Source organism: Vibrio sp. qd031 (assembly GCF_002100145.1).
Taxonomy (GTDB): Bacteria; Pseudomonadota; Gammaproteobacteria; order Enterobacterales; family Vibrionaceae; genus Vibrio.
Map to the genome: position 1 here is coordinate 450844 of NZ_JXQD01000024.1, position 13854 is coordinate 464697.

A 13854-nucleotide genomic window follows, 5' to 3' on the forward strand; every position below is an offset into this window, starting at 1 on the left:
CAATCCTTTATGATTTCTCTCATCAAAACAAACCATATAACTTACGGAGCGAGTCATGAAAAGAATCACCCTACTAGCCGCATCTATCCTTGTCGCAGGTAACGCCTTTGCCACAGAGCAATCAGCACTTACTTTTGATGTTTATAACGCAGACGAAAACAGCTTCCACGCAAACTCAACGTTGATTATTGGAGAGAGTGAAGTAATGCTGATAGATACTGGCTTTACCAAAGCTGATGCACTGCGAATTGCAGCAAAAATACAGGATACGGGTAAAGACTTAAAAACTATCTTCATTAGCCAGGCCGACCCTGACTTCTATTTTGGCGCTGAAGTATTGCACGTATTATTTCCCGATGCAGACATTGTGACAACGCCTGCGGTAAAAGAAGCCATAGAAAAGAAACTGCCTGCCAAACTCAAGGTATGGAGTCCTAGAATGGGCAGCAATGCTCCTGTTACACCATTTATTCCTAAAGCAATAGAGGCGACAAGTCTTGTTTTGGAGGGACACAAGATTGAGATAAAAGGTACAGATGGCGTTTTACCGCACCGTCCATACTTATGGATTCCTTCAAGTAAAACACTATTGGGTAATGTAGCAATATTTGGAAACTTGCATCTTTGGACGGCAGACACGCTAACCGAGCAGAGTCAAAATGCATGGAGTGAGCAACTCAGAGAGATGCAAGCTTTACAACCAGAAACGGTTATTCCGGGACATATGAAGTCGGGAACTGCGCTAAACGTTGAAACCATTAACTACTCGTTGCAGTACCTTGAGGATTTCAGTGAGTCAAAAAAGAACAGTAACAACAGCGAACAACTCATTGAAAAGATGTCTGAGAAATACAAAGGCTCGAAGTTACCTATCGCTTTAAGCATTGGTGCGAAAGTTCATATGGGAGAGATGACATGGTAACTGTTCACTATTTCTATGACCCTATGTGTGGGTGGTGCTACGGAGCTACGCCATTAATAGAGTCCATTGTAAACAACGGTAGGTATCAACTAGTGCTGCACCCCGGAGGGATGCTTCCAGCAAAATCGATCGCGCCATCATTTCGTCAGCATATTGTAAATAGTGACCAGCGAATTAGTGAACTGACCGGCGCTCAGTTCGGACAGCGCTACATAGAACGTGTAACAAGTAATGAGGAACTTGTTCTGGACTCTTACCTTCCAACTCGGGCAATTCTTGTTGGAGAATCTTTAGGGCTGGCTCCATTTGAAATATTAAAAACAATACAAAAAGCACATTACATTGAAGGGAAGCCCGTTAATACCCTTGCCAGCTTGGAAGCGTTGGCGGTTCAGCTAGGGCTCGACCAACAGTTATGGCGAGAAAAAATGAACACCGGGAAAACGTTAGAAGACGACGCAATCAATACTAGTCATCAAATGATGACCCGATTGAGCGTTCAGGGCTACCCGACACTTATTATTGAAGATAAAGGACAATTTAAAAGGCTACCCCATACAGAATATTATGGCCGTACAGAACAATGGAATACATTATTGGAAAGTCAACCAAACGCACTCTTACGTTAACAAAGAGTGTAGAGAATCCCTTTCGGTTCAGTGTCTATCTTTAAAGTTCGTGACGCAAATGGAATTGCAGAGCGACTTTATTGAAACCAAATGGTTATCCACCTCAATTTTTTGTTGGTTAGCTTGGTGTCTAGCTTTGATAGACGATCATTACTCCTATCGCAACTTGCTTTTTCAGCCCTATATGTTAGATTCAGCGCCAGTTTGAGGGAGTAGCTATTTTGCTTTGCCTATATTGCAAAAGGTTGCATCAACACATTTGACCACACGTCATGGTGTAACCAGTGATACTTTTGTATCTACCCAGCGAGACTCGAGCAGCTTACACACTTTAATGCGAGGGCTAAGTGTGGGGTTGTTCGTGTTTTAAAAGCCCTCCTATCAATCAGGTTATGACCACTTTTTTACTTCCATCTTTAGCATTATCATTCGGCTTCGTTATTCTGTCATTCAGTGCAGATAGGCTCATCTCGGCATCAGCAACCTTTGCAAAACACTGTAATATATCTTTGATTTTTATAGGTATGACTGTTGTTGCTTTTGGCACTTCAGCCCCTGAATTACTGGTGTCTGCAGTTGCGGCTTTTAATAATGCCGGGGAATTGGCCATAGGTAACGGTATTGGTTCAAATATTATTAATGTTGGCCTTGTTCTTTCCGCAGCTGTGTTAATAGCTCCTATCCACGCTCATAAACGCTTTATAAAAAAAGAGTATCCAATACTCGCTGGCTCATTGCTAATCTGCATCGCGCTGATGTCTACAGGTAAGCTAAGTATGTTAGATGGTATTTTATTGGTGATTTTGCTGACCATATACTGCATCTACTTGGCAAATTCTGTAAGGCAAGGCGAGACCTCTCAAGATGAGATAGAGCTTTTACCATTGACTAAAAGACGGGCTGCTTGGGAAAGTTTAGTTATGCTCGCGCTGTTGTTGACCTCATCGCGATTGATGGTATGGGGAGCGGTTCACTTAGCGCAACTTGCGGGTTTAAGCGAACTCACGATTGGATTAACAATCATCGCATTTGGAACAAGCTTACCAGAGTTAGCGGCGGCGATTGCTGGAGCACGCAAAAGAATGTATGACATTGTATTTGCCACTGTAATAGGCTCGAATATTTTCAATTTATTGGGTGTAATCGCTATACCTTCGATAGTCGGCAAAGAATTGGTCATTCCAGAGCAAGTATTTAGCCGAGATATTCCGTATATGGTTACTTTAACAGCCGTGTTAGGTTGCATGTTCGCTGCTCCCTTACTTAAGTCACAATCATCGCATGAGGAGCAAACGGCCTACAGGATTCATCGCCTAGGAGGGGGAGTGCTGTTAATGATATTCATGTCTTACCTAACAAAAATCGCTTATGCGATTATTTAGTTATTAGAAATAAAGTGTATTACCCTTTGATTCGCTATCAATAGCCATTTTTCGCCTCGGCTTAACTGAGCATGTTATCGTTCACAGTGATAGAGGCCGTCAAACCGAACTAAGCCACAAGAAAAAATGCTGCTGGTGGCGCCACCAAAACGACAAAGCCCCGACAACTCATTGAGCTATCGGGGCTTTGTTTAATATGGCACGCCCTGAAGGATTAGTGCCGAGATTTCATTACTTTATATAAACGTTCACCGAAGTTTATTTCGTTATAATAATCAACGACTAACAATCACTTAACCCTTCACGACGATTTCTATGCTTTTCTAAATATATACTGAATTTTCGCTCATTCGCGTCACCTAGGCGTCACCTAGGCGTCACCAAATTACCATTCAAATGGTCTCTAACTGGGCTGGTTCTTGACGACTGTAAACATATTTTATAGAGGTGCGGCCAAGGCTTGTCGCTTGAGCCATGCGGCCAAGCACGTCATAACCTAATTGTTACGTGCTTTGGCTGCCGTGTACAGACAGTAAATGGCCTGATACCCAGTAAATCACTATTTGTCGGTATAGTGAATGATTCTGCTGCAGGCACCACCGTAATCACAACCAAGTAAGTGATGGCCATCAACCCGGTTATCTGGTTGGCGTGGATGCATTAAACGGGCTCTAGTCACGTCGAAAAATGAAACTTCTTAGTTTCATAGAAAAAGGCAAGACCTGATCCCGCACTTCTGTTTTGAGTATTAGCCTTTACGATAAATAATTTATTCCTTAATAAAAAACAATCGTTTAACTACAGTAAAGAGCATCAATAGAAAATATACGCCCACATAATGCATAGGCTTACTAGGTAATAACCCAATAAAAAATGAGAAATACATACAAGCAAAAAAGAAGACTGTCACAATTAAACAATCTTTGATTAGATTAATAATCATTCACATACCCTTGAGTCTAGAAACTTACCTAACTCCTGCTTAGGCAGTATTGGGGAAGCTGAGAAATTACCAAAGTCATCTGTAACCCCTGACTTACCGGTCAACTCCTACATAGCTCCCAAGGTTGCATGCTCTACAATAGAATCTTTAGTAATATCTTTGCCCAATCGCGCATCATTTAAAGTACCAGCTGCACCTCCGATGAATGCACCAGAAATCGAGTTCGCAGCCACATCTGTTACTTTGGCCGCAATATTCGCTTTAGTTGGTGTAGCGAATGCACTCGCTACTTTAGAAGCCAGTTTGGTGATATTTGTTCCTATACCTGCACCTACAGAGCCAGCTACAGCGTTAATTCCAACTTGAACAGTATCAAAACCAGATAATGTTTTTTCGTCTAACAACGCTATTTCTCCAAGTTGTACAATAGTATCCAATCCAGCCCCTGCAACCGCTCCAACTAGATTCACAACAAACAGTCCGTGTGGATCCACAAACCTCATCGGATTCCCACTCACATACCCATAACTCATCTGCTGACTTGGGTCGGATAGCAATTGTGTGGTATTCAACCCAGTAAAACGCATCAGCTCATGATTTATCTCCACCGGCAAATGCGTGTTTCTAAGGTTCCAATAATCCGGCTGCACAAATCGGTGCGTATGCGGATTGTACCAACGTGCGTCCATGTGCACGAATCCTGTGCTGCCATTGTGTACTTGCCCCTTACTTTTAAGGAATAGTTGATACGGTACCAGTTGACCTAACTGATGGTTGGCGTTCACTGTGCTGTTGGCTTTCCAGAACGTTTGGTCGTTGTGTTTTCTAAACACCTCACCAAATGGGCTGTAGTCTAAGCACATGGCTTGGGTGTTACCACTGTCTAGAGCAAGGATAGTGGAGCCTTACCTATCTTGGTACAGATACAGATTACTGATCTCTGCGCCTTTGTCACCACTGGCTTTTAGGATAAAAAGACACACACCAATAATTTGGTGTGTCTCGTTCAATTCTGGCACTACATGATTGAGTATAATGCTCCACCTATATGTGACTAATAGATACTAAGGTTCCCATTGCGTATCTGAACCAATAGCCTTATCGTAACGATATACACTATAAAATCCGATGAAAAGACCAGACAAAATGCCGCATAAGGTTGGTAAGATAAAATAAATTTTAACCGACAAACTACCAAGTATATTTAAAGTCACAAAGTAAAAAAGAAACCTTCGATCAAATTTAAATAAGTACTTAATTTCATCCCTAAAGAAATTGACAGAAAGAAATAGTGCAAATATTACACCAGCATATGCTCTACCCTCCCCTGTAACCAACGAATAAATTGAAAGTACTAGGCAGGGACAAACAAGCATAATCTGAGCATTCAAAGTAACTCTATAATATCTGGGACTTGCAATTTTTTTAGTCATTCCTAGCGGCTTCTCCATATATAAAATTCGACACTTGAGTTGCTGCATCAAACCCAATTTGTACTGGTCTAGGGGCAATAGGGGCTAATTGGTTACCTACATATCTTAAAGATTCCGCACTAATTGAACCAACATTAGCAGCACCATTTGGGTTAGAACTAGCGGTCCAATCAACGGCACTAACGCTTATACCTGTTAAAGACGATATAGCTGCAAGTGCACCCGCAGCCCACCCTGTCGGTGCAACAACTACTGCAACAGTGGCAGCGTATCCAATTCGCTCAGACGAAACTCGCCCAATGTCAATAAATGTGCCTAAAACATTGTCACTAAACTCTTCATCAATTCTTAGCTGCTCTGCGTTAACCCAAGCATTGATATTTTCCTCAAGTACCCGAATGGTTTCTTCCTTACTTACAACACCATCGGTTTCGACTGGCAAACACAATCCCCAAGGATCTACCCACGTCAACGGATTCCCACTCACATACCCATAACTCATCTGCTGACTTGGGTCGGATAGCAACTGAGATGTATTCAACCCAGTAAAACGCATCAACTCATGCTGTATCTCGGCTGGCAAATGCGTGTTTCTAAGGTTCCAATAATCTGGCTGCACAAATCGGTGCGTATGCGGATTGTACCAACGCGCATCCATCTGCACGAGTCCGGTGCTGCCTTCTGTGTACTTGCCCGTATATTGATATGGTACCAGTTGACCTAACTGATGGTTGGCGTTCACTGTGCTGTTGGCTTTCCAGAACGTTTGGTCGTTGTGTTTTCTAAACACCTCGCCAAATGGGCTGTAGCCTAAGCGCATGGCTTGGGTGTTACCACTGTCTAGTGCAAGAATCGTTGAGCCTTGGCGGTCATGATGCATGTATAGGTGGCTAATGTCGGCGCCCTTGGTGCCACTGGCTTTTAGATAGCTCGATTGAGTTCCATACAGCGCTTGATGCAGCACTTGTCCATACCCGTTTTGCTCTGGCAATAAGGTAAGGCTTCTGAACGCTTTGCCTGCTTCAAACTGCGCTTGCTCTTGGCGGCCGTCGTATTGACTGACAAGCGTCTGTGGTGCTTCGAGTCCATCGTCCGTTAGGCGATTACGTTCGGTGGTGATGCGCCGCGAACGGCTGTCGTAGCCGTAATGTACATAGGTGCCATTAGGGTTGCTGATATCTGTCATGCGCCCCAGTGGGTCGTGAGCGTAGTTCTGGGTGCCTTGATGGCTACTGACTTCGGTTAAGTAGCCGTTGTCATCATAGCGGTACTCAAACCACTGGTTGTTGGCATCGTCACTGTCGCTGTCACAAGCACCGTCGTAGTCACACCCAAACCCTGGCAAGCGATGACCATCAAAGCCGGTCAACTGGCTGGCTTGATTGTACTCATAATCGTAACGGTGGCTCTTAGTGCGTTTTTCGACAAGGTTGCCTACGGCATCCCACTGGTAGTCAATGTCGTCATTTTTGGGGTAATTGGCGTGTACCAAACGATTAAGTGCGTCGTATTCAAAGCTTGCCCATTGATCACGAGTCTTAGCGCCATAACGATTTTGGTCGATCAGGTTACCGGCTTCATCATAGCGGTAGTCAAACTGCTCCACCAACTCCCAGTTGCGCCATTTTTTGCCTTTTAACTGCTGCGCTTCAATGGTGATGCTCGAAATGCGACCCAGTGCATCGTAATCTAGGATGCGACGGCTGCGATTGGGATAGATAACCGTTTCAAGTTGTCCATTGTTGTTATAGTCAAGCTCAAAGCTTTCCACCACGGTGTTGTTGCGGATGCGGTGGATAAGCGCAATCTGGCCAGCCTCGTCACGCTGGTACTCCACGCTTTCGTTTTGAGTGATTTGCGACACTGTACGCAGTTTACGCGCGTCATAGTCGTAACTGAACGTTTGACCCAAGGTGGTATTGATGACCGTTTTTAGATTGTCTGCTGCGTCGTATTCATAGTGTTCACTCAATGCCGGATTGGTGATACTGGCCAAACGCCCGGTTTGATCGTAGTCCCATTGATCCACAACCCAATGACCGTCAACTTGGTACTCCACAGAGACAGCGTTGCCACGGCTATCGTAGTCGTAATTTATGTCACTACCACTTTGAGGCTGCCTGATCGTCTTGACTTGCCCCATCTCATTGTAGTCAAAAGACCATTGCTGACTTAATTCGTTAGTGTGGTATTCCAACTGCGCTAATTGATCGTATGCAAACTCTTGGCTATACCCTAACGCGTTGGTCACTTTGGTGACCTTGTCCGCGGCATTCCATTGGTATTGCGTGCGACTGCCCAGAGGGTCGACCACAGACGTAAGGTTGCCAAAACTGTTGTAGTGTCGCTTAGTAGTGTAGTTGCGCTCATCGGTCGAATCGGTTACCTGATCGCGGTAATTATACCCCCAATGGGTCTCTTCACCGAACGCGTCTGTTTGCTTGATGGTTCGCCCTAAAGCATCCACCTCAAACTCGGTAGTAAAACCACGTGCATCTGTGCGCGATAGCGTTTCGCCAAAACCGTTGTAGGCAAAAGACGTCTTACGGTCCAATGGGTCCGTCATACTCTGCACCCGACCCGCTGCATCCAAAACGTAGTCGGTTTGGTGATTTAAAGCATCAATGGTGTGCTCAATGCGCCCTAAACTGTCACGCAATGTCTGAGTGCTGTGACCCAAGCCATTGATTTCTCTTACCACGCGGCCCATCTTGTCGTACACGGTTTCGTCTGGCGAATAAACATACGCTGCTGCATAGGGGTCAAACAAGTGAGTGCGCTGATTGTCGGCGTTGTATTGGTAAGCCCAGACGTACCCCTCTTGGTCGGTATGATCCGTTGGGTTGTCGTTAGCGTCATACTCCCACGACTCGACGGTGCCATCTGGGTAGTTTACGTGCTTTAGACGCCCTGCGATGTCGTAGAGGTAGTCGGCCCTCGTGTAATCTGGCAACATTTTAGAGGTCACTTGACCCAAACCATTGTAGGTGTAGGTGTTGACGGTGCCCAACGGGTAGAACGGCAACTGTTCGGTCAGTACGCGCCCTTCACCGTCATAGGTGTAATAACTGGCACGTACTGCACCCTCGTTGCTGTTGGCAGGATGTACCAGGTTTGCTACCTGCTGGCCCGCTGCATTGTAACGCTGCTCAATGCGGCTGCCATCTGGGTTATAGGTGTCAGATAACAAGCCTTGCGCGTTGTACTCAAAGCGCCATTGCTGGCCAAGAGCATCGACAAATTCGGTCAATCGGCCCATTAGGTCGTACGTTTTAACACTTTCACGGCGAGCACTTCTAGCGCCCATGATTTGGGTGGTATCAAGCGCCACCTTAGTCACAACGAGCTGCGTCGCTTGCTGGTCGTAATCCCACGTAGTTTCCACACCAGCAGTATCGCGATGGAACACTTGGCGACTGAGCGCGTCGTAATCGAAGGTTTCGATGCCCCCTTCTGAATCTTCACGATATATGGGTTGCCCGAATACATTATAGGTGACGCTCCATTCTCCCCCTTCGGCATTCTGTATTGACAGCGCAGCACCTTGCCAATCACGCTCATACGTATAACGTGCCTCTCCATACTGGTTTGGCAGGGATTCACTCAACACATCGCCATCTTGGGTGTAGGTAAAGTGAATTTCATTGCCCTCTCCGTCACGACGAGTTTGAACTTGCCCAAGAGCATTGTAGTCAACATCTAGTCGATTTGCGCCTCGTCCGCTGTCGGTGATACTGATCAGTCGACCAGCATTGTCGTAGTAGTGGCTAAGCGTGTTATTTAGCGGGTCAGTAGTGGTGTCTTTTTGACCATTACCACGCAGTAGGTAACTTGTGATGTTACCGGCGGCGTCAGTTTCCTCCACAAGACGATCGGCTAAATCGTATTCAAACGTCTTCTGAACATTAGTGCCTTCGATGTACGAGCGTTTCAGGCGATTCTTACCGTCGTATTCGTATCTCCATACCACGTTGCCAGGTTGCTCAGCCTTAACTAGGTTGTGCTCTTTATCGTAGTGGTAATTATAGTAATAGCTTTGCACGCCGCTTTCGGTTGGCATGCTAATGGTTTTGTCGTCCACCTTACCCACAGGCGTGTAAGTGTAGACGGTTTCAACACCCGAGAAATCCACCTCTTTGAGCAGGCGCATATTCAGGTCGTATTCGTAAGTCGCTGTGCGCTGTAAAGGGTCGGTGATGGACGTGGGGTTATCGAGGCTTCGGCCATCGAGTGTGGTGTAGGTATAGGTTGTGGTACGCCACTGCGCTCTAGGCAATGCCTCGCTGCCGATGGAGACCGATAATGGCCGGCCTATGGCATCAAAGTCGGTTTCTTGTATGTAAACGTTATCCGTTGCCGTGGCGTTGCCATAGCGAGTTACGCGCTCTGGGTAGCCATTTTCATCGTATTGGTACTCGGTTACCTCGCCATCACTCGTGGTGCGGGACTGGAGCAGTTCATCTTGCCATACTTCGGTAATGGTGCTGCCATCAGGTAATGCTTTATAGTCAAGTTTTCCGCTATGGTCGTAATAGTAGTCGGTGGTTTCACCGTTGCCATTTGTGGTCGACGCCAACCGTCCATCGGCATCGTAGTCCCATGCAGAGTCCACTCCTGCAGCATCGTATTTATTGGTCATTTGACCAACGCCGTTGTATGCGTAGGAGGTCACATCCCCTTCACCATTAGAAATGTATAACAGGTTGCCCATCACATCGTATTCTTTAAGGGTTTCTGAACCATCTACTTCGTGCAACTCTGACACCACACGATTGAACCGATTATAGGTGTAAATGGTTTCTTCTCCATTTCGATGAGTAAGCGTTGTCGTTCTTGCTTCGAAGTCATACTCATATTCAAACGTATTTCCAACTTCATCTTGCTGTTTAACGACCACATCCTTTCCGCCGACTTTGTCATACTCATAGGAGGCAGAGTTTCCTAGACCGTCTGTTTTTTTGGTGATAGCAAGTGGGTTTGCGCTATATTCGTATTGATAATGAGTTTCTCGACCATCAAATTGAGTCACCTTACTAAGCTTGCCTGAAGTGTACTCGTATTGCGTTACACGGCCCGATTCATCGAATACTTTGTCTAGTAAGTCACCTTGGTAAGTAAAGCGAAGCGTGCGGCCTATTTCGTCGCTGAGCAAAGTCACTTTATGATTGCTGTTTCGAGTAAGCGTAACGCTGCGGCCATCCAGCGCAACGACGTTTATCAAGTGGCCGTGGACGTTATACCGGTATACCACCCCAGAAGGATTAGTAACCTCAATTTCTCCGGAATCTAAAAGGCTAAATTGATTCGCTATGCCATCGGTCGCTTCAAACTGCTCGTTTGATTGTAGATACAACTCTCGGCTACCCGTGGTACAAATACGCTTAACATACGCAGAGCCTACCTCATACTCTGCAGGATAAGAGGTATCGACCGTTACCGCATTGAGCGCTTTACGTTTTGTAATGTGGGCTTCATGGTTTTGCACTACCTCTTTTCGTTGTAGTGCGATATCGCGGCTATTTATATAGCCTTCACGACGCTCGGTCAGGATATCTATAGCTCGAGTTATGGCCGCTTGAACATCAGTACTGTATGCCCCATAGCCTGTTGTAGGAATACTACTGTAGTATTCAATGCGTGAATCAACGTCAGCAATCAACTGATTGTACTGCGTAACGACTTGTGCAGCGGTGTTCAACACATGGCCAATCGACGCATCAACACCCCAAATAATACGGCTGTCCACAGAGCTGTGCCACCCCTTGCCCAATGACCATCCAGAGCCTTGAGATAGGCGGTGAGTCCTCGTCAGGTTAAGCAAAGAAAATACTGCATCTGTTGCGGACGTTGATTTTGCACCTGAAGAAATCTCTACTGGGCATCCTGTGGTGTCACCTAGCAGGCCATTGTCACGGTTTTCATCTTGTAAAAGTGTCGCGCTTGCTTGTGCATCGTTCAGTTCATTTTGGGCTGTGCTATCCAGATCTTCTAGGGTGGCTTCTAGATTATTCAGAGCGCTTTCATCACTTGAAAGATCCGCATCGACCTCTGCAATTTTTTCTTCAGAGTTTTCTTTGTCTAAGTCGACACAGGTGCCATTTCTATCGACAGTCCCCGCAGGGCAATCCTTATCATCAGGGTCAGTTGGATCAGACGGGTCTGTTGGATCCGTTGGGTCTGTTGGGCCTGTTGGGTCTGTTGGGCCACACCCCGTACTCTCAGAGCCTGTACCGCACGGCGTAAACCTTGGTGAAATGGTAATACTATCTTGGTTACTAAGATCGGTGACTTCACCATTCGCATACCCAATTCCGGATAGCAATAGGACAACCGATAGAAATAATTTGAAATAATTGCTCGACACACCTAACTCCATGGAATGTTCATTTTCGATGACCCAAATGTGGCCAAATGACTGATTTTGCGAAGAGTGTAGGGAATTTGACGATGTCAATAAAGCGGCACCAATCACACATTAGACATATGCATTCAGTTACATCTATATTGAGTCAAGGTCAATTTCTCTGACCAGCCATGCAAACTAAGGGACTACAGAGAAACTAACCCGTTTATATTAGTGCAATCTAAATTACTACTTTTAAGTTAATTTTCTTAGTATCGAGACTATTTTAAAGTGGGGGTTCACATGAAAGTCGAGTGAAAATGAAGCTTATCGAATATAGGGACTCTAAATAGTTGGAAAAGAGCCAGCTCAGACTCCCCAGGATAGTAGTACCTACTTGTGCTCTGTAACTAAATCAACTAACTAACAAAATCACAGTTAAAGTTGATGACTCGAGGCATTAAAACATACTATGGGGCAACGTCGAGATAGCCTACTGACACGAGTTTAAAAAGCCGGGTCGAAAACCTGCCCGAGCATCATTTCACCTTCGAGTTTTTTTGAATCTGCGTTTCGAGCAAGTCAACCACTATTGAAGTGAGTAATTCTTTCCAACACTTGCCTTATTAGCAATAAAACGGTGCTAATATTTTCTGCCTTCAATTAAAGATTACTTGAGATGCACCTCTTACTTGATAAGTGAAGCTATTAACAACGCCTTTTCTTCTGCACTAAGATTTTGAACAGCTCTTTTAGCAACGTCTAGATTGCTCATCGTTATTGACTTACTACTTTGTGAAGTAATTAAATTAACAGTGCGTTCCAATTCTGACCGCACAGAACTAACATCAACATGCGCGTAGGCTTGCGCTGTAATGGAAAGATTACTATGGCCGAGTAACTTACTTACAACATGCATCGAGCCACCGGTATTAATTTGCAGTGTGGCAATGGTTCGACGCAGATCATGAATGGTAAGGTGCTTATCGGGTTGTCCAGGACAGTACATCCCAATTCTTGATGTTATCCGGTGCCAAAATCCGCCCTTTGCAGATTTACTCGTAATATGCCCAGAGGCACTACTTGTAGATGGAAATACAAACTCCTCGCCCACCTTTGCGTCTCGCGATCGGCGCTCTAAGATTTTCATTACTTCAGGGACTAAGGGGACCAACGTTGTCTTTTTGTTCTTTGCATCGTCGGCACCTATACGCCACGTACAACTGCTGAGGTCTATGTCTTTCCATTTCATACCCAACACAGCTAGCTTTCTCTGCGCAGTAAAGCAGAGCACTAACACACAGTCTTGGTAGATTTGATTTTCCTGAGAAAGCGACCTTAAAAACTGCTCTAGCTCCACCAACGTTAAAGTTCTTTCACGACAAAATTGGGATTCATCGACTTTGGTTAGATCTCTGAACGGGCTTAGATCCAACTCAGCTCGTGAATACATTGATTTTAGTAACGTCAGGCTATGATTATGCAAACTATAGCCCTTTGATTTGAGGGTATCGCTTAAAAAATCCTTAAACACTCGCTTGGTCAGGTAAGGAACCCTCTTAGAACCAAGTTTAGGCTTAATATGCAGGCGGTATACAGCTTCGTAACCTTTATAGCTTGACTCACGTCGCCTACCTCTCAGAATGTCTTGTTCAAATTCGGATGTATAGATGCGAAACACATCATCTAAAGTCAACGAATTTCGGTGCTGACGTTTTTCCGCATTAGGGTCTTTTCCCTCACTTAAATCAACACTCAAACTACGAGCAATTTTCCTGGCTTTCTCTATCGATAGGTCAGGAAACAGACCTATTTTGATATTGTGATTCTTACCGCGAATTTTGCGTCGAAACCGAAAGATCTTAGCTCCACTTGGCAAAACCTCTAGCAAAAGCCCCTTAACCGAATCTTTCGCGCCCCTATCGCGATATTGAACACGAATATCGGATTCTGCTAAAGACTCCAGATTTTTCTTATTGAATGCGACATTCATTTGGCACCACCTTGCTGCGCTCAATGAATTCATCCAAATCTTGTTGTGTATAGTAAACTTTGCGTCCAACCTTGATGTAAGCCAAGTCGTAACGTTTTGTCGACGCCCACACAGCAAGCGTCGCTGATGAAAGTCCTAAATAACTAGCAGCTTCATCTCTGGATAATAGTGGCGATTTGATCTGATTCATGAGTCATTCCCTCAAGTTA

At 45.1% G+C, this 13854-nt stretch carries 7 protein-coding genes; 3 read left to right on the forward strand and 4 right to left on the reverse strand.

Annotation, left to right across the window (positions count from 1 at the left end):
- Positions 1–55: 55 nt before the first annotated feature.
- The 3 genes from ST37_RS10865 (at position 56) to ST37_RS10875 (ending at position 2933) form a co-directional block, all read left to right on the forward strand.
- The gene (locus ST37_RS10865) at positions 56–922 is read left to right on the forward strand and encodes an MBL fold metallo-hydrolase (RefSeq protein ID WP_084886152.1); all 867 of its coding nucleotides are present in this window, start codon (positions 56–58) and stop codon (positions 920–922) included.
- Positions 916–1551 (forward strand): DsbA family protein, encoded by a 636-nt coding sequence (locus ST37_RS10870; protein ID WP_084886154.1) that lies wholly within the window; start codon positions 916–918, stop codon positions 1549–1551. Before ST37_RS10865 ends, ST37_RS10870 begins: the two co-directional genes overlap by 7 nt.
- A 392-nt stretch (positions 1552–1943) precedes the next feature.
- On the forward strand, positions 1944–2933 hold the full coding sequence (locus ST37_RS10875; RefSeq protein WP_084886668.1) for a calcium/sodium antiporter: 990 nt from the start codon (positions 1944–1946) through the stop codon (positions 2931–2933).
- 1050 nt (positions 2934–3983) lie between these two features.
- Here ST37_RS10875 and ST37_RS10880 read toward each other — a convergent pair.
- The 4 genes from ST37_RS10880 to ST37_RS10900 all read right to left on the reverse strand — a co-directional run bounded on the left by ST37_RS10880 (position 3984) and on the right by ST37_RS10900 (position 13835).
- Positions 3984–4565, reverse strand: coding sequence for a hypothetical protein (locus ST37_RS10880; RefSeq protein WP_172400987.1), 582 nt, complete (start codon positions 4563–4565; stop codon positions 3984–3986).
- A 736-nt stretch (positions 4566–5301) separates the two neighbouring features.
- Positions 5302–11673, reverse strand: coding sequence for an RHS repeat-associated core domain-containing protein (locus ST37_RS10890; RefSeq protein WP_143698187.1), 6372 nt, complete (start codon positions 11671–11673; stop codon positions 5302–5304).
- Between the two features lie 667 nt (positions 11674–12340).
- Positions 12341–13645, reverse strand: coding sequence for a tyrosine-type recombinase/integrase (locus tag ST37_RS10895; protein WP_172400988.1), 1305 nt, complete (start codon positions 13643–13645; stop codon positions 12341–12343).
- Positions 13626–13835, reverse strand: coding sequence for a helix-turn-helix domain-containing protein (locus ST37_RS10900; RefSeq protein WP_084886163.1), 210 nt, complete (start codon positions 13833–13835; stop codon positions 13626–13628). The genes ST37_RS10895 and ST37_RS10900 overlap by 20 nt, the downstream gene beginning before the upstream one ends.
- Positions 13836–13854 lie beyond the last annotated feature (19 nt).